We start from the raw sequence: 19,387 nt of genomic DNA, 5'->3' as shown, positions 1-19,387 counted from the left end.
GAGTGACCCCAATGACCGCCCCGCTTCCCGCGCTGGTCGACTGCGGCTGGCTGAAGAGCCAGCTCGGCGCCGCCAATCTCGTCCTCGTCGATGCGAGCTGGTACATGCCGGCGGAAAAGCGCGATCCGGACGCTGAATTTACGGCCGCGCACATTCCCGGCGCCCGGCGCTTCGACTTCGACCGCGACGTCGCCGACACCTCCTCGCCGCTGCCGCACATGATGCCGAGCCCGGCGCTCTTCGAAGAGAAGGTGCGCGCGATCGGCGTCGGCCGCGACAGCCGCGTCGTCGTCTATGACGGGGCCGGCATCTTCGCCGCGCCGCGCGCCTGGTGGATGTTCAAGGCGATGGGCCACGCCGCCGTCGCGGTGCTCGACGGCGGCCTTCCGGCCTGGCGGGCGGCGGGCGGCGAGATCTCTTCCGGACAGCCGGAGCCGGTGGCGCCGGGCGACTTCGTCGCGCGGCCGGACGAGACGCGCATCGCCGATGCGGCATCCGTCCTGTCCGGCCTTCAGTCCAAGGCCATCCAGGTGGTCGACGCCCGCTCGGCGGCGCGTTTCGAAGGCAGCCAGCCGGAGCCGCGGGCGGGCCTTCGCTCCGGCCACATGCCGGGCGCCCGCAACCTGCCCTTCGACCGCATCCTCGCGGACGGCCGCTACCGCGCGCCGGACGAGGTCCGCGCGGCGTTCGACGCGGCGGGCGTCGACGCCGGCGCGCCGATCGTCGCCTCCTGCGGCTCCGGCGTCACCGCATCGGTGCTCGCCCTCGGCGCCGAGGTCGCGGGCCTCGGCCCCCTCGCCGTCTATGACGGCTCCTGGTCGGAATGGGGCCAGGAGACGCGCCCCGAATTGCCCGTCGTCACCGGAGCGGCAGAGCGATGAGCGCCCTGCCGAAACACGCCGAAACCTACATGACCGCCGAACTCGCGCCGCTCGCCGCCCGGGTCGCTGGACTGCCGGACGAGGCCGGGCCGGCGCTGCGCGAGCGGCTCTTCGCCACCATGCTCGACTGGTCGACGGCGCTGATCGCCGGCATCGGCCACGAGCATCATGCCCGCTATGTCGAGGCGCTGCTCTCGCCGCTCGAAAGCGGCCCGGCCCGGGTGGCCGGCACCGGCGGCCGCCATCCGCTGGCGGGCGCGGCGGCGGCCAACGCCGCGATCGGGCATTTCTGGGAAGTCGACGACGCGCATCGCATCTCCACCAGCCATCCGGGCATCACCGTCATTCCGGCGGTCGTCGCGCTCGCCGAGGCCTATCCGGAGAATGCGGCGGAGCGCGCGCGCCCGGCGATCGTCGCCGGCTTCGAGGCAGTGCTGCGCGTCGGCTCGCATCTCGGCACCGCGCATTACGCCGCCAACCACACCACCGCCACCGCCGGCTGCTTCGGCGCGGCCGCCGCCGCCGCGCGCTTCATGGGCCTCGACGCGCAGACGACCCTGTCCGCCTTCGGCCATGCCGGCACCCAGGCCGCCGGCCTGTGGCAGATCCTCGACGACCGCGCCTTTGCCGCCAAGGCCTTCCACGCCTCCACCGCCGTGCGCAACGGGCTCGCCGCGGCCTTCATGGCGAAGGCCGGGATCGCCGGCGCCGCGCGCGTCCTCGAAGGGCGGCGCGGCATGCGCAACGCCTGGAAGCTCGAGGCCTGCGACCCTTCGTGGCTTCTGCCCGCCGACGTGCCGATGATCTTCGACGTCACCATCAAGGCCTGGCCGACCTGCGGCCAGACGCACACCGCGCTCGACTGCGCGGCGGCGATCGCGGCACGGCTCGGCTCTCAGGGCAAACAAGGTGCGGGCGAGATCCGCCGCATCGTCGTCGACGTGCCGCAGGCCGCGCTCGACATCGCCGGGGTCACCGAGCCGGGCACGGTGGGCGACGCGAAATTCTCCACGAGCTTCTGCGTCGCCGCCACGGTGGGCGGCCGCCCGCCGGACTTCTGCGGCCTGACGCCGGATCTCGTCGCCGACCCCTCGATCCGGGCCCTCGCCGAACGCACCAGCGTTCGCCACGAACCCGCCTTCACCGCCCGCTTCCCGCGGGAGCGACCGGCCCGGGTGACGGTCGAGACGGCGGACGGCACGTTGTTCACCGAGGAGCGTTCCTTCCGCAACGGCGATCCGGAGCAGCCCTGGAGCGAGCCGGCGCTGATCGCCCGGACCCGTGACATCCTGCGGCTCGCCGGCACCCCGGTCGATGCCGACCGCCTCGTCGGCTGGGCCCGGCGCTTCGCCGGCATGGAGGCGGCGACGGGCGACGGCTGGTCTGCCGGTGAACTCTTCGACATCGCGCCGCAGGGCGCAAACGGGTCTGGAAATCGACGATGACAGAGGGCGAACGAGGCGCCATCGGGGATCTGGCGATACGGCTGGAACAGGCCGTCGGGGCGCGCGCCATCCTCACCGAGGCGGGCGAGCGCGAGCGCTATCTCGTCGAGGAGCGGGGCCTCTTCCGCGGCGAGGCGGGGATCGTCATCGTCCCCGAAAGCGCCGCGGATCTGGCGAAGGCCGTCGAGATCTGCGCCGCAGCCGGCGTCGGCATGGTGCCGCAGGGCGGCAATACCGGCCTCGTCGGCGGGTCGGTCACGACCGAGGCGGAGGTGCTCGTCTCCTTCCGCCGGATGAACCGCATCCGGGCGGTCGATCCGACGAACTTCACGATCACCGTCGAGGCCGGGGCGATCCTCGCCGACGTCCAGGCGGCGGCGGCCGAGCGGGGCTGCTTCTTTCCCCTGAGCCTCGGCGCCGAGGGCAGCTGCACCATCGGCGGCAACATCGCCAGCAATGCCGGCGGCATCGGCGTTCTCAAATACGGCAACACGCGCGACCTGACGCTCGGCCTCGAAGTGGTGCTGCCGGACGGGCGGATCTGGGACGGCATGCGGCCGCTCCACAAGGACAACAGCGGCTATTCGCTGAAGAACCTCTTCGTCGGCAGCGAGGGCTCGCTCGGCTTCGTGACGGCGGCGGTGATGAAGCTGTTTCCGCGCCGCGAGCAGATCCAGACGGCCTATTGCGCCCTCCCCAGCACAAAGGCGGCGCTGGAACTCCTGGCGCTGGCGCGCAGGAGGAGCGGAGACGAGGTGACGGCCTTCGAACTGATGTCGGAATTCTCGCTGTCGATCGTCTGCGCCCATGCCGGCGGCCAGCGGCCGCTGGCGGACCCCTCGCCCTGGTACGCGCTGATCGAGCTCTCGACCTCGCGCCCCGGCGAGGACCTGCGGCCGACCTTCGAGGGCCTTCTCGAGGAAGCGTTCGAAACCGGGCTGGTGACGGATGCCGTGGTCGCCGAAACCATCGACCAGGGCCAGCGCCTGTGGCGCCTGCGCGAGGGAATTCCGGAAGCGCAGAAGCGCGCCGGCGGATCGATCAAGCACGACATCTCGGTGCCGGTCTCGGCGGTCCCGACCTTCATCGCCGAGGCCAGCCGGGCGGTCGAGGCCTACATGCCGGGGATCCACGTCTGCGCCTTCGGCCATGTCGGCGACGGCAACGTCCACTACAACCTCACCCAGCCGGACGGCATGGACAAGGCGGCATTCCTCGCGCACTGGGACGCCGTCAACCACATCGTCCACGAGATCGCGACCGGGCTGAACGGCTCGATCTCGGCCGAGCACGGCGTCGGGCTGCTCAAGGTCGAGGAGATCGACCGCTACCGCTCGGCGGTGGAGCAGAGCCTGATGCGCTCGATCAAGACCGCGCTCGATCCGCGGGCGGTGATGAATCCCGGCAAGACGGTCGCGCTCGGCATCTCCTCCGGCGCGAGATAGGCGCCCCCGGTCGCCGGTGCCGCCGGCGGCCGGAGAGCTTCGCCCTGCGGCCCGGGCGCGGCCCCGGGGGAGGTCCGGCGAGGCGTGGCCGAGGCGCCCTCCCCCTACTCCGCCGCCACCGGCTCGTCGCCGGCCTCGCGGTGGCCGAAGCGCCGGCGCGTCCAGTCGACGAGACCGATGATCACCACGTAGAACACCGGCACGAAGAACACCCCGAGCAGCGTCGCCGCGATCATGCCGCCCATGACGCCGATGCCGATCGCCTTCTGGGCGCCGGAGCCGGCACCGGTGGCGATGGCGAGCGGCGTGACGCCGAGGATGAAGGCGAAGGAGGTCATCAGGATCGGCCTCAGCCGCATGCGTGCGGCATGCAGCGTCGCCTCGATCAGCTTTTCGCCCTCCTGCCGCAGTTCCTGGGCGAATTCGACGATCAGGATGGCGTTCTTCGCCGCGAGGCCGATCGTCGTCAGCAGGCCGACCTTGAAGTAGATGTCGTTGTCCTGCCCGGTGAGCGTTGCGGCGAGCACCGCGCCGAAGATGCCGACCGGCACGACGAGGATGACCGAGAACGGTACCGACCAGCTCTCGTAGAGCGCCGCGAGGCAGAGGAAGACGACCAGCGTCGAGATGCCGTAGAGCAGCGTCGACTGCGAGCCCGACAGCCGCTCCTGATAGGACTGCCCGGTCCATTCGAGCGACAGGCCCTGGCCGAGGCCGTCGACGAGGCTCTGCATCTCGTTCATCGCCTCGCCGGAGCTGACGCCGGTCGCCGGCGAGCCCTGGATCTCCACCGCCGCGACGCCGTTGTAGCGCTCCAGCCGCGGCGCGCCCTGGCTCCAGCTGGTGCTGGTGAAGGCCGAGAAGGGCACCATCTCGCCGGCGCTGTTGCGCACGTACCAGCGGTCGATGTCGCTCGGCACCATGCGGAACGGCGCGTCGGCCTGGACATAGACCGGCTTGACCTTCCCCTCGTTGATGAAGTCGTTGACGTAGCTGCCGGCCCAGGCGGTCGAGAGGGTGCTGTTGATGTCGGAGACGCCGACGCCGAGCGCGCCGGCGAGGCGGTTGTCGATGTCGACGTGGAACTGCGGCTGCTGCGGCTGGCCGTTGCGCCGCACCGAGGAAAGCTGCGGATCGGCGTTGGCCTTGGCGATCAGCTGGCTCGCAGCTGCCTCCAGCCCGTCGGTGCCGAGGCCGCCGGTGTCCTTCAGATACATGTCGAAGCCGCCCGCCGTGCCGAGGCCGCGGATCGCCGGCGGCGACAGCGCGATGACGGTGGCGTCGCGGATCTGCGAAAAGGCGCCCATCGCCCGGCCCGCGATCGCCGCCGCACCCGCCGAGGGTGCCTCGCGCGCGTCGAAGTCCTTCAGCTTGACGAAGACCAGCGCGTTGTTCTGGCCGGTGCCGGCGAAGGAGAAGCCGAGCGCCGCGAAGACGCTGTCGACATTGTCCTTCTCGGCGTCGAGATAATAGTGCTCGACCTGTTCGACGACCTTTTCCGTGCGGTCGCTGGTGGCGCCCGGCGGCAGCTCGATCATGGTCATCAGCACGCCCTGGTCCTCGGCGGGAAGGAACGAACTCGGCAGGTTGGCGAAGAGATAGTAGGCGCCGCCGGCAAGCAGCACGAAGACGACCAGCGCCGGCAGAGGCCGGCGCGACAGGCTGCCGGCGCCGCCGACATAGCCGTCGTTGACGCGGTCGAAGCCGGCGTCGAAGCCGCGGAAGACGAAGTTCTTGCGCTTGCCGTGGGTCGGCTTGAGGATCGTCGCGCAGAGCGCCGGGGTCAGGACGAGCGCGACCAGCACCGACAGGAGCATCGCCGAGACGATGGTGATCGAGAACTGCTGGTAGATCACCCCGACGGACCCGCCGAAGAAGGCCATCGGCAGGAACACCGCCGACAGGACGAGGGCGATGCCGACGAGGGCGCCGGTGATCTCGCCCATCGACTTCTCGGTGGCCCGGAGCGGCGAGAGCCCCTCCTCCGACATGATGCGCTCGACGTTCTCGACGACGACGATGGCGTCGTCGACCAGAAGCCCGATCGCCAGCACCATCGCGAACATCGTCAGCGTGTTGATCGAGAAGCCCGCCACGGAGAGCACGCCGAAGGTGCCGAGCAGGACCACCGGCACGGCGATCGTCGGGATCAGCGTCGCCCGCAGGTTCTGCAGGAAGACGAGCATCACCAGGAAGACGAGGCCGACCGCCTCGAACAGCGTGTGATAGACCTTCTCGATCGAAAGCTGGACGAAGGGCGTCGTGTCGTAGGGATAGACGATCGACACGTCCGACGGCAGCGTCGACTTCAGGCCTTCCAAGGCGGCGCGCACGCCTTCGGCGGTGTCGATGGCGTTGGCGCCCGCCGCGAGCGACACGCCGAAGCCCGCCGCCGGATGGCCGTCGTAACGCGCTTCCGACTGGTAGCTCTCGGCGCCGATCTCGACCCGCGCGACGTCGCCGAGGGTGACCAGCGAGCCGTCGCTCTCGGTCTTCAGGATGATCGAGCGGAACTGTGCCGGGGTCTCGAGCTGGCTCTGCGAGGTGACGGTGTAGTTCATCTGCGCCCCGGGCGTCTGCGGCAGCGCGCCGAGCTGGCCGACCGAGACCTGGACGTTCTGGGCCTCGATCGCGCCGGTGACGTCCGCCGGCGTCAGCTGGAACTCGGCCAGCTTGTCGGGATCGAGCCAGACGCGCATCGCATAGCCCGAGCCGAAGACGTTGAGGTCGCCGACGCCCTCGACGCGGCGCACCGTGTCCTCGAGATTGGTGGAGATCAGGTCGGCGAGGTCGGTGGAGCTGTATTTCGCGTTCTCGGAGGTCAGCGCCGCGACCATCAGGATGCCCGAGGACGCCTTGGTGACGGTGACGCCCTGGCTCTGCACGGCGTCGGGGAGCTGCGATTCGACGAGCGACAGCTTGTTCTGCGCCTGCACCTGCGCGATGTCGGGATCGGTGCCGGTCTCGAAGGTGAGGGTGATCTGCGCCTGGCCGGAATTCGTCGAGGAGGAGGAGATGTAGAGCAGGCCGTCGAGGCCGGTCATGTTCTGCTCGATGATCTTGGTCACCGAATTCTCGACGGTCGCCGCGCTCGCGCCGGGATAGGAGGCGCTGATCTGCACCGAAGGCGGCGCGACGTCGGGATATTGCGCGATCGGCAGCCGGTAGAGCGCGAGGACGCCGAACAGCATCAGGCCGATCGCGATCACCCAGGCGAAGACCGGGCGATGGATGAAGAACTGCGCCATCCGCCCTACTCCTTCGCGCCGCTCGTCGCGGCGTCGGCCCCGTCGCCGGAGTCTTGACCGGCGCCGTCGTCGGCGCCGTCAGCGGTCTTGCCGCCGGTAGCCGGCGCATCCGCCGCCGCGGAGCCGGCTTCGGCTTCGGCCTCGGCGCTCGCCCCGGCCTTTGCGGCGGCCGCCGGCGTATCGGCGGCGTCGTTCCCGGCCGTTGCGCCCTTTTTCGCCGTGTTCGCGCCGTCGTCGGCGGGCGTCTTGCCGGTGCCGTCCGCCGGCTGGACGAGGCCGTCGGCGTCGACGGTGACGGGCACCGCCGCGACCTTGGCGCCGTCGCGGACCTTCTGCAGGCCGTCGACGACCAGCCGGTCGCCCGCCGCAACGCCCTTGGTCACCATCCACTCATTGCCGATGTCGGCGGAGACCTCGATCACCCGGGTCTCGGCGGTGCCGTCGGCGGTGACGAAGAGCGCCGTCGCCTCGCCCTTGGCGTTGCGCGAGACCGCCCGCTGCGGCACCAGGAAGCCGTGCTCGTCGACGGCGAGACGGACCGTGCCCCTAACGTACATGCCCGGCAGAAGCACGGCGTCGGGATTGGGAAAGCGCGTGCGCACGGTGAAGCTCGAGGTGGTCTCGGAGACGAACTGGTCGGCCGCTGCGATGGTGCCGGCCTCGGGATAGGCCGAGCCGTCGGCGAACCGCACGTGCACCTCGGCGGGGCCGGGGCTTTCGGCGCCGACCAGCGGCTTGACGCCGCCGCGCCGGATCTGGTCGCGGAAGGCGAGGAGGTTGCCCGAGGATTCGGTGAAGTCGACATAGACCGGGTCGATCTGCCGGATCGTCGCGAGCGCCGTCGACTGGCTGGCCGTGACCAGCGTGCCGGCATCGACGGTGTCGGTGCCGATCCGCCCGGAGATCGGCGCCGCGACCTCGGTGTAGGCGAGATTGAGCTTGGCGGTCTCGAGCGCCGCCTCGGCCGCCGCGATGTCGGCCTGGGCCTGGCGGTAGGTCGAGAGCGCGTCGTCCCGGTCCTGCTTGGAGACGACGTTGGAACTCGTGAGGTTCTGGTAGCGCTCGTATTGCAGCTTGGCCGATTCCGCCGCCGCCTGGTTCTTCTGCAGCGTCGCCACGGCGGAATCGACCGCCGCCTGATAGGAGCGGTCGTCGATCTTGTAGAGGACGTCGCCCTTGGCGACCTTGCTGCCGTCCTTGAAGTTCTTCTGGCTGATCAGGCCGCCGACCTGGGGCCTGACCTCGGCGGTCTGGAAGGCGACCACCCGCCCGGCGACATGGGCGGTGATCACCACCTCCTGCGGCTCGGCGGTGATGACCCCGACCTTGGCCGGTGCCGCCTGCCCGCCCCCCGCACCGGCTCCGGCCTTTTCCGCTCCGCCGGAACCGCCGCTGTCGGAACAGCCGGCGACGAGCGCGAGGGCGAGGGCGAGGGCCGAGGCCGCAACGAGGATCCGGCTTCGTCCGACGCGGCCGGGACGCAGGTCTGATTTCATCGAATTCTCCAGCCGCAGGCGGGGCGCCGGCTTGACAGTTTTATTTAGGCGCACATCTGATGCACGAGTGCATATAATGCAAGGCCACCGAGATGTCGCGCCCGGTTCCTGGCGAAATCGTGAACGCCCTCCATCGCCTGCACGCCTCGGTGATGGCCGAGGTGATCCCGCATCTGGCGCGGTTCCTCAAGGGCCAGGAACTGCCGGTGCAGCACCTCGTCGCGATGTTCAAGATCCTCGTCGACGGGCCGCAGAGCGTCGCCGCGATCGCGACCGAGGTGGGGCTGACCCAGACGGCGGCAAGCCGCATGGTCGACAAGATGGTGAGGGCCGGCCTCGTCGACCGGACGGAAAATCCCGACGACCGGCGCCGCAAGCGCCTGACGCTGACGAAAAAGGGCGAAACGCTGCTGGAAGAGTTGCCGGTGGTGACGATCCGCGTCTACGAGGATATCCTGTCGGCGCTTCCCGGCGACGTCATCGCCGACCTTTCGGCACCGCTGGCGGCGCTGTGTCGCGCCCTGCCGGAACCGCCGCGGCCGCTGCGGGCCGCCCGCGACGACGCCGTGCCGGCAATGGCCTCCGGCGGCGTTGGCGACCGCTGACCGCCGGGCCGAGGACCGGATTGCCCGGCGCTGCCGGATCGGTCATGTTCAACGCAAATGAAAAGTGTTGAACATGGACCGTCACTCCCCCCTCGCCCACGCCGCCTATCACGATCTCCTGCGTTCGCTGCTCGACATGGAGGCCGGCGAACTGCGCGGGACGCCGACGCGGGTCGAGCGCTCCGGCAAGGTCTACTGGTACGACAGCTACAGGGTCGGGACAGAGGTCAAGAAGCGCTATGTCGGGGAGGACTCGCCGGCGCTTTCCGACCGGCTGGCCCGCCACGCCGCGATCGCGGCCGCAGCCGCCACGAGCCAGGCCGAGCGGGCGCGGCTGATCCGCATCCTGCGGGCGGAAGGCTTCATGGGCCTCGACGCCGCCACCGGCAGCCTCCTCGCGGCGATGGCGAAGGCCGGGCTGTTCCGCCTCGGCGGCACCATCGTCGGCACCAATGCCTTCCGGCTCTACGAGGGCGAGCTCGGGGTCCGCTACCGGCTCGACGACACCGCCCGCACCGACGACCTCGACATTGCGAGCTTCGAGCGGCTGTCGCTGGCGATCGACGACGCGGCGGCGCCGCCGCTCGCCGAGGTGCTGGCGGATTTCGATTTCGACCCGGTTCCATCGCTAGAGGGCAACGCCACCTGGCGATGGCGCCAGACCAGGGGCAATGCGCTGGTCGAGTTCCTGACGCCGGCCTTCGGCGAGGAGGGGCTGAAGCCCCTGAAGGCGCTCGGCGTCAGCGCCCGGGCGCTCAACCATCTCAACTATCTCATCGCCGAGCCGATCGCCGCGGCGCTCGCCTATCGCGCCGGGGTCCTGGTCCAGATCCCGCGTCCCGAGCGTTTCGCGGTCCACAAGCTGATCGTCGCCGCGCGCCGCGAAGGGAACGACCGGATCAAGGCCGAGAAGGACCGGCGCCAGGCGGCCTTCCTGATCGACGCGCTGGCCGAGGATCGCCCGGACGATCTCGGCGACGCCTACCGGGACGCGCTTTCCCGCGGTCCGCGCTGGCGCGAGCACCTCGCCGCGAGCCTTACCCGCCTGCCGCAGGCCGCAGCGCGGCTCGAAAGCGCCGGCGCAAGCTGAGCGGCGCCTGATCCAAGCTTGCGCGAGGCTCGCGCCGCCGCTATCGCCGCTTGACTCGACTCACCGGCTTGCCCATCGTCCCGCTAACGGAAAACAAGCGTCGATCCATCCTCGAAGCGTAACAAGGGATTCGCAGCGCAGCCGCATCGCCCGCTCGTAGGTCGGCCGGTCGATCGGCCTCCGCCGTTCCGGGCCGGTGCAGCAAGGGCTTAAAGCCGGGGCCCGGGCGGCGCGGGAGCGACGGGGGAGCGTTGCACTTCCCCCTCGGGCCGGGCGACGGGGTGGGGTGCGCGATCGTGACGACGGACGGGCCGGAGCGGGGCGATGCGCCCGGCGAAGCGAAAGACGGGACGAAGGCCGTGGCGGAAAGGGAACGAGAAGCGGCGACGACGACGCGGGCCGACGGCCGCGCCGACGAGGCGATCGCGCGCGACGCCGAGCTCCTGTCGGCCCAGCTCAGCCAGATGCGCGAGCGGCTGTTCCCGCCCTCCGCGAAGAAGGCGCTGCGCCCCTTCACCTCCGGCGAGGCGGCGAAGCTGATCGGCGTCTCCGACGGCTATCTGCGCCAGCTCTCGATCTCCGGCGAGGGGCCGCAGCCGGATACCGGCGCCGGCGGGCGCCGCTCCTATACGCTGGAGACGATCAACGCGCTGCGCCGCCATCTCGCCGCCCAGCACGACAAGGCGAGCCCGAAGGCGCGGCAATATCTGAAATGGCGCGAGCCGGGCGAGCATCTGCAGGTGATCGCCGTCACCAACTTCAAGGGCGGCTCCGGCAAGACCACCACCTCGGCCCATCTCGCCCAGTATCTGGCGCTCGAAGGCTATCGCACTCTGGCGATCGACCTCGATCCCCAGGCCTCCTTCTCCGCGCTTCTCGGCTACCAGCCCGAGCTCGACCTTGAGGGCAACGACACGCTCTACGGCGCGATCCGCTACGACGAGCTGCGCCGACCGCTGCGCGAGATCCTGCGTCCCACCTATTTCGACGGGCTGACGCTGGTCCCCGGCAATCTCGAACTGCAGGAATTCGAACACACGACGCCACGCCAGCTCGCCGAGCGCGGGGCGCGCGACGATCTGCCGTTCTTCGCGCGGATCGGCGCGGTGATCGAGGAGGTGGAGGCCGATTTCGACGTCGTCGTCATCGATTGCCCGCCGCAGCTCGGCTTCCTGACCCTCGGGGCGCTCTGTGCCGCGACCTCGGTCGTCGTCACCGTGCATCCGCAGATGCTCGACGTCGCCTCGATGAGCCAGTTCCTGTTCATGACCGCCGATCTCCTGGCGGTGGTGCGCGAGGCCGGCGGCGCGCTCGGCTTCGACTTCCTGCGCTATCTCGTCACCCGCTACGAGCCGCATGACGGGCCGCAGGCGCAGATCGCCGGCTTCCTGCGGGCACAGTTCGGCGAGCGCGTCCTCACCAACGCCATGCTGAAGTCGACGGCGATCTCGGATGCGGGCCTCACCAAGCAGACGCTCTACGAGGTCGGGCGCGAGAACTTCACCCGCGGCACCTACGACCGGGCGATGGAATCGCTGACGGCGGTGAACGGCGAGATCGAGGCGCTGATTCGCGCCTCTTGGGGGCGGGGAAGATGAGGATGTCTCGTTTTCGCCGAAACCCCGCGCGCAAACCCGGCGCTTCGGCCAAATCGTTTTTCTGTTCAAGGTCTTATAGGGGAAAGGCGGGTCGCGGCCGTGGTCCGGAAGGCATCGCGCCGGCGAAAACTTATCCCCGCCCGTCGCAGTCCGGTTCATCTTTTCGCGGCGAGCCGGCGGTCCCGGCGGCAGGGTTCGAGAGGCGGAAGGGCAGACGATGGTGAAACGCAAGGACGCCCTGCGCGCCCTGCTTTCCGGAAGCCCCGAGAGCAGCAAGAGCACCGCCACGACCACCACCGGCGACGACGGCTCGCTGGGCGCGCCCGATCGGCCGGCGCAGGCTGCCGCCACGTCCGCCACGTCCGGAGCGTCGGCGCCCTCCCCTTCGCCTTCGCCTTTGTCGTCCGCGTCGTCAGAAGCGGCGCCGGTGCATCGCGACCATGCCCGCTCCGGCGCGATCAACGCCATGCGCGCCTCCTGGGGAGAACTCCAGAAGGAGGCGGAGGCCGCCCGGCAGCTGCGCGAGGCGGCGCGGGCGGGCGGCCATGTGGTGCTCGTCGATCCGGACCGGATTCTCCCCTCCCCGGTCGTCGACCGGCTGTCGCGCGACGGCATGCTCGATCCGGGCTTCGAGGCGCTGAAGGCCTCGCTCGCCGCCGACGGGCAGAGCGTGCCTGTGCTGCTGCGCCCGCATTCGGACCCTGCCAAGGCGGCAGAGGGCTATTTCGAGACCGCCTACGGCCATCGCCGGGTGCGCGCGGCAAAGGACCTCGGCATCGCCGTCAAGGCGATCGTCCGGCCGCTTTCCGACGACGAGCTGGTGCTCGCCCAGGGGCGGGAAAACGCCGAGCGACGCGACCTCACCTTCATCGAGCGCGCCTATTTCGCCAAGGGTCTCGAGGCGCGCGGCTTTTCCCGCGAAACGATGCGCGCCGCCCTCGGCGTCCTCAATTCCGAGCTCACCCGGCTGCTGCAGGTCGCTCACCGCATCCCGCGGCCGATCGCCTTCGCCATCGGCCCGGCGCCGAAGGCGGGGCGGCCGCGCTGGAGCGAGCTCGGCGAGGCGATGGCCGGGCAGGCGAACCGCGAGCGCGCCATGGCTTTCGTGCATCGCCCGGAATTTTCGCGGCTGACGGATACCGATGCCCGATTTCGGGCGCTCCACCGGCATCTGCAGCGCGGTGCCGGCAAGGACGACGCCGCCGAGGCGGAGCCGGTCACCGCCGGAGACGGCACGGTGCTGGCGCTGGTCCGGCACGGCTCCCGTTCCGGCCCGACGCTCTCCTTCCGCACGGAAGACGGCGGGGCGTTCTCGGCCTTCGTCGCCGCGCAGCTTCCGGAGCTCTACGAGAGTTTCAGGGCGGCAGCCGGCGATGGGGCGGAGCCGGTCGAAGCCGAAAAGACGGATGCGTCCGGCGAGGCCGGCGCCGCCGGCAGGACCCGCCGCAGATCCGGGGCCTGAGGCCCGAAACGTGATTTCACCGTCCCGGCGCGCGATGCGTCCGGGACACAGCCGCAGCAAGGACGGAGACGCGAAAACGGCAAAAGAAAAGGCCCCGAAGCGGGAGCCGCCACAGGACCTGATCTTCAAGACTAGACACCTTCGGATCTAGGACCTTCCGACTCACACGTCAAGCAGTGCTGCGGTTTCCCGCCACGGGCTTTTCTTGCCTCGCGCAAGGAAGGCCAGAGTGACGGAACGAGGATGGCGTGCGCCCGGCGCACGGAAGACGCCCGGCCGAAAGACGGCTTCGGGGCTCGAATTGTCACGCCCCAAAGAGCCCACGCCGGGCCGCTTCTCCCGGGAGCCGGCGGAGGGCGTCGCCTCTTCTCCATGTGCTGCGGCGCCCTCGCCGCTCTTCACCGCGAAGGCCGCGATCTGGGCGGATTTCCGCGCCGGCCTGATCTCGCTGAAGGAGGCCGAGCGCCGCTCGGCCGCGGTCTCTACGCCGGAACGCGACACCGCTTCCCCGGACGTGCGGACCGGCTTTCCCGCGGCGCCGAAGGGCCGCCCTCCCCTCGCCCGGCCCCGGCACTCGCGTCCCGCCCCGCGTCCCTCCCGGCAATATGCCAATCATATCGCCACCACCGCGATGCGCGACGACCGGCTGACGCCCGGCGCCAAGGCGCTGCTCGTCGTCCTCAGGGCCCGCTGCGGCAAGGGCCGGGTGACCGAGGCGGCGAAGGCGACGCTCGCCGCGACGATGTCCCGCTCGTCCCGCACGGTCCGCCGTTATCTCCTCGACCTCGAACGGCTCGGCTATATCGCGACGCGCATCCGCACCTGCGCCCGCGGGCTTCACACCGGGCTGGTGATCACGCTGACGGAGAAGGTCCTGCCGTTCTTTGCCGAACAGTCCGGTCTCGCCGCCTGGCTCGGCGAGACGCCCGAACACGGACGGCTGCCGTTCCGGCCCTTCGTGTCTCGGCTTCCTCTCCCGATCCCGGAGCGCGTGGCATCCTTTCCGGGAAATCGTCTCGCACCGGCAGGTGTGACAGTTCTGTCGCCCAACAACCAATCCCATAAAGATCCTTTCTTCAAGCGAAGATCGGCTCGGGAAAAATGGGGGTGCGGCAGGGCGCCGGGGAGCGCCTGAACCGCCAGAGCGGGAACACATAGGAAAAAAGATCGAAGAATCCGGCGCTGCCTGGGCAGCGAAGGTGATCGCACGACCAGGACGGATCGAGCACCGGAACGCCGGACCCGACCGGGCGCCCGGCAGCACCGCGATTGCCGTTGACAGCTGTCAACGCAGCATCGGGCGGCATGCGACATGCCGCAAGGGCGGATTTTCGAAGACGACAGAGGATCTTCGGGACATCTTTCGCAAGACAAGCGTCGTCGCACCCCGACGCCCTGCGTTGCAGGTCAAATGCGGCTGCTTTAAGCTGTGGCAAAGAACAAGGGAGGATCTGTGGTGGCCGACGACGAGCAGACCGAGACCGGAGCGACCCACAGCTCTCCCGCCATCCCGCCTGCAGCGAGACCCGCGCTCGAATGCGACCTGATCATGAAAGGCGGCATCACCTCGGGCGTCGTCTATCCCGGCGCCATCTTCGCGATTGCCGAGAAATACCGTCTCCGCGACATCGGCGGCTCCTCCGCCGGCGCGATCGCCGCGACCTTCGCCGCCGCGGCCGAATACCGCCGGCAGACCAACGGTGGTGCCGACATGGCGGGTTTCATCGAACTTGACGCCGCGGGCAAAAGCCTGGGCGACGGGCTCAAGGCGCTGTTCCAGCCGACGCCGGCGCTGAAGCCGCTGTTCAGGCTCCTCGAGGCAGCCATCGCGACCCCGCACCCGCGCTTCGGGAAATGGCCGGCGATCCTCCGGGCGGTCGGGCTGGCCTTCTGGCCGGTCTGGGTCGCGGCGGTCGTCGCGATCATCGCCGTCGCCTCCTACGGCCTCACCCACGGCTTCTTCTGGGTGATCGTCATCGAGAAGTTGTTCGTCATTCTCGTCGCGCTCGGCGTGGTGACGGGCTATCTGGCCTATCTCGTCTTCTGGGAGCTGCCGAAAAACGATTTCGGCCTCTGCGCGGGCCTGAACGTGAAGGGAGGCAACGGTCAGGGCTTCTGCGAATGGATCGCCGATCGGATCGACACGATCGCCGGCAAGGGAAGTCCGGCAACCGGCTTCTGCGATCCGCTGACGATCGGCGACCTCGGCAAGTTCGGCGACTGCGAGAGCATCCCTGTCGCAGCGGATCCATGTAAGGGCATCCGCGTCGCGGCGATGACCACCGACCTCTCCTCGGGCCGGCCCTACCAGCTGCCGCTGAAGGACGCGATCCACTGGTTCAGCCGCGGCGAGTTCGAACTGCTGTTCCCGCAGCGCGTCGTCAACTATCTCTGCCGGAAAGGCGAGCGGCGCACGCCGCGCCCGGACGATCCGCCGGATCTGCCGCGCGACCTCTACCCGCTCCCGGTCGGCGACGATTTTCCGGTGCTCCTCGTCGCGCGCCTCAGCCTCAGCTTCCCGATCCTCATCCGGGCCGTGCCGCTGTGGCGGGAAGACGACAGCGTGACGCGGGCGCCTGCCCGGCCCATCCGCCGCTGCCTGTTTTCCGACGGCGGCATCTCCTCGAACTTTCCGATCCACTTCTTCGACGCCCTGCTGCCGTCGCGGCCGACCTTCGGCATCGCGCTCGACGCATTCGACTGCAAGCGCCACACCACCGTGGTCTACGGGCCGGGCAACCCCGAAGCCTTGAAAATATGCAACGAGGACCACCTTGCCGCCGAGCGGGTGCATCTGCCGGACCAGCCCAGCCCGGGCGGGCCGACTACGTCCATGACCGGACTTCCGGTTCGCGACATCGGCCGGATCGTCGACTTCTTCTATCGGATCGTCAACGTCGCCAAGGACTGGCAGGATACGCTGCAATCGCGGCTTCCGGGCTATGCCGAGCGCATCGTCACGGTCCGCCTCGTCGACGGCGTCGAGGGCGGCATGAAGCTCGACATGGAGAAGCCGACCGTTCTGCGGCTGGTTGCGCTCGGCAAAGAGGCGGGCACGCTGCTTGCGACGACGTTCGACATGACGCAGCATCGCTGGAACCGGGCGCTCACCAATTTTTCGGCAATCGAGCCGGCGCTTTCCGGCCTCGCCCAGGCCTATCAGACGCCCTACCCGGACGGCGGCGGCAACTCTCGCTCCTACGACTGGGTGCTGACCCAATATGCACTCGGCGGCACGGCCCCCGCCGCGCCATGGCGCAGCGACGTGCTCGCCCCGTTCGCGCGCGATCTCGCGAATTTCGGTGTCGCGGCGCGGCTGCGCTACGACACGCACGGCAGCATCTACCAGACTTCCACCCAGGAATTCGACGGCAGCCTGCGCCTCGTCGCCTCGCCGGACCGCGTCCCGACACAATCGCGCGGCTGGGCTCCGTGGTGCGCGCCCGACGCGCCGACCGTTGTCCGTTGACAGCTGTCAACGGCAATCGCCGGCTTGGCTGAGCGCCCGGTCCGATCCGCGACGCAGGTCCGGCGATTGGCCTGATCTCCCCCTCGCGGGAAGACGCCGACAGGCCCGCCATGCGCCCGGATGCGAGCGACGCCTGCGCCTGCCATGTGCGGTTCCGATCCACTCCTCCGGACGTCCTTCACCCAGCCGGACGTCCCGATGCCCGACGCCCCTCCATAGCCTCTGCAAATTGCATGCAATCTGGTCGATTGCTCAAAGAATGGACGTTTTCGGTCCGCGCGCCGACGTGCAAGCCGTTGATCGGCTTGGCATGGAGACTTGGCACGGCCATTGCATGCAATCTTTCCGGAACCGCCGAGAGCCCGGCGGGGCCGCCGCAGCCCGCAGGGACGCGCGTTCAACGGAGAGGATGAAGAGCCATGTTCGAGATCAACCGCCGCCGCCTGCTGAAGGCCGGCGCCGCCCTTTCGGCCGCCCCGCTCGTCTCGCGGATCAACCCGGCCTTCGCCGCCTCGCTGACCGCCGGCTTCATCTATGTCGGCCCGCGCGACGACTACGGCTACAACCAGGCCCATGCCGAAGGCGCCGCGGCGATCAAGGACATGGACGGGCTGACCATCGTCGAGGAGGAGAACGTCCCCGAGAGCGACGCGGTGGTCAAGACGATGGAGTCGATGATCCAGCTCGACGGCGCCTCGCTGCTCTTTCCGACCTCCTTCGGCTATTACAATCCCTTCGTCGTCGACACGGCGAAGAACTATCCGGACGTCCAGTTCCGCCATTGCGGCGGGCTGTGGACCGACAAGGACCCGAAGAACGCCGGCTCCTATTTCGGCTATATCGGCACGGCGCAGTACATCTGCGGCATCATCGCCGGCCACATGACCAAGTCGAAGCGTCTCGGCTTCGTGGCGGCCAAGCCCATTCCCCAGGTCCTCCTCAACATCAACGCCTATACGCTCGGGGCGAAGTCGGTGGATCCGGAGATCACCACCCAGGTGATCTTCACCGGCGACTGGGCGATGCCGGTCAAGGAAGCCGAAGCCGTCAACGCCCTCGTCGACCAGCGCGCCGACGTCCTCACCTGCCACGTCGACAGCCCCAAGGTCTTCGCCCAGACCGCGGCGGGCCGCGGCGCCTACGTCACCGGCTACCACACCAGCCAGGCGAAGCTCGCCCCGGAGAAATATCTCACCGGCGCCGAATGGCACTGGGCGACGGTCTACAAGATGTTCGCCGAAAAGGCGCTGGCCGGCGAGGAGCTGCCGAATTTCGTGCGCGGCGGCCTCGCCGAGGACTTCGTCAAGATCAGCCCCTACGGCCCGGCCGTCACCGACGCCGCCAAGAGCCAGGCGGACGCGGTCAAGGCCGAGGTGATGAAGGGCGGCTTTGCCGTCATCAAGGGGCCGCTGAAGGACAACAAGGGCAAGGAAGTCGTCGCGGCGGGCCAGGAATATCCGGAGTCCGCCATCGAGCTGGAAAAGATGGACTACCTCGTCGAGGGCGTCATCGGCTCGACCTCGTGAGGCGGCGATGAGCGAGATCACCCGAGACGCTCCCCGGCTTTCCAGCCTTTCTTCCCGCCTCCAGCTGTCCGAGGCCGGGCGGCGGCGGCTGGAAGGCGCGCTCATCCCGCTGATCGCGCTTCTCGCCGGGCTTCTCGTCTTCGGCGCCTTCATCGCGCTGAACGGCAAGAGCCCGGAAGAGTTCTACTGGCTGGTCTATCGCGGCGGTTTCGGCACCTGGTTCTCGCTTCAGAACACCATGACGCGGGCGGCGCCGCTGCTCCTGACCGCGCTCTGCGTGGCGCTGCCGGCGCAGCTCGGCCTCGTCGTCATCGGCGGGGAGGGGGCCTTCGTGCTCGGCGGTCTCGCCGCCGCCGTCGTCGGCCCGCTCTTCGGCTTCGCGCCCGGCCCGGTGGCGATCCTCATGATGGCGCTCGCCGGCATCTGCGCCGGCGGGCTGTGGATCGGCCTCGTCGGCGCGATGCGTCATTACCGCGGCATCAACGAGACGATCTCCAGCCTCCTGATGGCCTATATCGCCATCGCCCTGATGCATCATTTCGTCGAGGGGCCGCTGAAGGACCCGGCAAGCCTCAACAAGCCCTCCACCGTGCCGCTGGAACCTGCGATGCGGATCGGCGAGATCCCCGGCATGGACGTCCACTGGGGCTTTGCGGTGGGCATTCTCGCCTGCCTCGCCGCTGGCTTCGTCCTGTCGCGCACCACCTTCGGCTTTGCGGCGCGGATCGCCGGCGGCAACGCCCGCGCCGCAGCGGTGCAGGGGCTTCCCGTCGGGCGGCTGATCCTCGCCTTCACCGGCCTTGCCGGAGCGGCCGCCGGCCTTGCCGGCATGATCCAGGTCGCCGCGGTGCAGGGTTCGGCGAACGCCTCGCTCGCCGCCGGCTACGGCTATACCGGCATCCTCATCGCCTTCCTCGCCCGGCAGAACCCCGTCGCGATCATCCCGATGGCGCTGCTGATCGGCGGCATCGACGCCGCCGGCGGCTTCATCCAGCGGCGGATGGAGCTTCCCGACGCGACGGTGCTCGTGCTGCAGGGCATTCTCTTCGTCGCGATCCTCGTCTCCGAAACCATGTCGGGCCGGCTGCTGCCGAGCCGCAACGCCAAGAGCTGAGGGGAGGG

13 protein-coding genes are annotated in these 19,387 nt (G+C 69.5%); 11 read left to right on the top strand and 2 right to left on the bottom strand.

The features are described from left to right. The first annotated feature begins 11 nt into the window (after window positions 1-11). Genes sseA through J1C47_RS21255 form a run of 3 tightly spaced genes read left to right on the top strand, consistent with a single transcriptional unit; the run spans window position 12 to window position 3,771 of the window. Window positions 12-881: a 3-mercaptopyruvate sulfurtransferase gene (sseA, locus tag J1C47_RS21265; protein ID WP_207352817.1), complete on the top strand. Its 870-nt coding sequence runs from the start codon at window positions 12-14 to the stop codon at window positions 879-881. After that, on the top strand, window positions 878-2,326 hold the full coding sequence (locus J1C47_RS21260; RefSeq protein WP_207352816.1) for an MmgE/PrpD family protein: 1,449 nt from the start codon (window positions 878-880) through the stop codon (window positions 2,324-2,326). The genes sseA and J1C47_RS21260 overlap by 4 nt, the downstream gene beginning before the upstream one ends. Next, window positions 2,323-3,771: an FAD-binding oxidoreductase gene (locus J1C47_RS21255; protein ID WP_207352815.1), complete on the top strand. Its 1,449-nt coding sequence runs from the start codon at window positions 2,323-2,325 to the stop codon at window positions 3,769-3,771. Before J1C47_RS21260 ends, J1C47_RS21255 begins: the two co-directional genes overlap by 4 nt. Before the next feature lie 104 nt (window positions 3,772-3,875). Here J1C47_RS21255 and J1C47_RS21250 read toward each other — a convergent pair whose 3' ends face one another. Then, window positions 3,876-7,019, bottom strand: coding sequence for an efflux RND transporter permease subunit (locus J1C47_RS21250; protein ID WP_207352814.1), 3,144 nt, complete (start codon window positions 7,017-7,019; stop codon window positions 3,876-3,878). A gap of 5 nt (window positions 7,020-7,024) precedes the next feature. Next, window positions 7,025-8,515, bottom strand: coding sequence for an efflux RND transporter periplasmic adaptor subunit (locus J1C47_RS21245; protein ID WP_207352813.1), 1,491 nt, complete (start codon window positions 8,513-8,515; stop codon window positions 7,025-7,027). 119 nt (window positions 8,516-8,634) lie between these two features. Here J1C47_RS21245 and J1C47_RS21240 point away from each other — a divergent pair, with 119 nt between their 5' ends. From J1C47_RS21240 to J1C47_RS21205, 8 genes are all read left to right on the top strand, one after another. Then, window positions 8,635-9,120: a MarR family transcriptional regulator gene (locus tag J1C47_RS21240; RefSeq protein ID WP_207352812.1), complete on the top strand. Its 486-nt coding sequence runs from the start codon at window positions 8,635-8,637 to the stop codon at window positions 9,118-9,120. A 73-nt stretch (window positions 9,121-9,193) separates the two neighbouring features. Further along, complete coding sequence (locus J1C47_RS21235) at window positions 9,194-10,210, top strand: nucleotidyltransferase family protein (RefSeq protein ID WP_207352811.1); 1,017 nt, start codon at window positions 9,194-9,196, stop codon at window positions 10,208-10,210. A 359-nt stretch (window positions 10,211-10,569) separates the two neighbouring features. Beyond that, window positions 10,570-11,808 carry a plasmid partitioning protein RepA gene (gene repA, locus J1C47_RS21230; RefSeq protein ID WP_207352810.1) on the top strand — a complete coding sequence of 413 codons (1,239 nt, stop codon included), beginning with the start codon at window positions 10,570-10,572 and terminating at the stop codon, window positions 11,806-11,808. 217 nt (window positions 11,809-12,025) lie between these two features. Further along, the gene (gene repB, locus J1C47_RS21225; protein WP_207352809.1) at window positions 12,026-13,270 is read left to right on the top strand and encodes a plasmid partitioning protein RepB; all 1,245 of its coding nucleotides are present in this window, start codon (window positions 12,026-12,028) and stop codon (window positions 13,268-13,270) included. Between the two features lie 301 nt (window positions 13,271-13,571). Further along, a complete protein-coding gene (locus tag J1C47_RS21220; RefSeq protein WP_207352808.1) occupies window positions 13,572-14,405 on the top strand; it encodes a helix-turn-helix domain-containing protein in 834 nt (277 codons plus the stop codon). A 321-nt stretch (window positions 14,406-14,726) separates the two neighbouring features. After that, complete coding sequence (locus J1C47_RS21215; protein ID WP_207352807.1) at window positions 14,727-16,739, top strand: patatin-like phospholipase domain-containing protein; 2,013 nt, start codon at window positions 14,727-14,729, stop codon at window positions 16,737-16,739. 419 nt (window positions 16,740-17,158) lie between these two features. Next, the gene (locus J1C47_RS21210) at window positions 17,159-18,265 is read left to right on the top strand and encodes a BMP family ABC transporter substrate-binding protein (RefSeq protein ID WP_207352806.1); all 1,107 of its coding nucleotides are present in this window, start codon (window positions 17,159-17,161) and stop codon (window positions 18,263-18,265) included. Window positions 18,266-18,272: 7 nt separating this feature from the next. After that, window positions 18,273-19,379 carry an ABC transporter permease gene (locus tag J1C47_RS21205; protein ID WP_207352805.1) on the top strand — a complete coding sequence of 369 codons (1,107 nt, stop codon included), beginning with the start codon at window positions 18,273-18,275 and terminating at the stop codon, window positions 19,377-19,379. Window positions 19,380-19,387 lie beyond the last annotated feature (8 nt).

It is taken from the genome of Jiella sonneratiae (assembly GCF_017353515.1).
Lineage (GTDB): Bacteria > Pseudomonadota > Alphaproteobacteria > Rhizobiales > Rhizobiaceae > Jiella > Jiella sonneratiae.
Note: the sequence above shows the minus strand (reverse complement) of the source record. Positions and strands in the feature narration are given on the sequence as shown.

Bases quoted from the DNA above. Each gene is read 5' to 3' on its own strand.
- sseA (WP_207352817.1), top strand. From the start codon at position 12: ATGACCGCCCCGCTTCCCGCGCTGGTCGACTGCGGCTGGCTGAAGAGC.
- J1C47_RS21260 (WP_207352816.1), top strand. From the start codon at position 878: ATGAGCGCCCTGCCGAAACACGCCGAAACCTACATGACCGCCGAACTC.
- J1C47_RS21255 (WP_207352815.1), top strand. From the start codon at position 2,323: ATGACAGAGGGCGAACGAGGCGCCATCGGGGATCTGGCGATACGGCTG.
- J1C47_RS21250 (WP_207352814.1), bottom strand. From the start codon at position 7,019: ATGGCGCAGTTCTTCATCCATCGCCCGGTCTTCGCCTGGGTGATCGCG.
- J1C47_RS21245 (WP_207352813.1), bottom strand. From the start codon at position 8,515: ATGAAATCAGACCTGCGTCCCGGCCGCGTCGGACGAAGCCGGATCCTC.
- J1C47_RS21235 (WP_207352811.1), top strand. From the start codon at position 9,194: ATGGACCGTCACTCCCCCCTCGCCCACGCCGCCTATCACGATCTCCTG.
- repB (WP_207352809.1), top strand. From the start codon at position 12,026: ATGGTGAAACGCAAGGACGCCCTGCGCGCCCTGCTTTCCGGAAGCCCC.
- J1C47_RS21210 (WP_207352806.1), top strand. From the start codon at position 17,159: ATGTTCGAGATCAACCGCCGCCGCCTGCTGAAGGCCGGCGCCGCCCTT.
- J1C47_RS21205 (WP_207352805.1), top strand. From the start codon at position 18,273: ATGAGCGAGATCACCCGAGACGCTCCCCGGCTTTCCAGCCTTTCTTCC.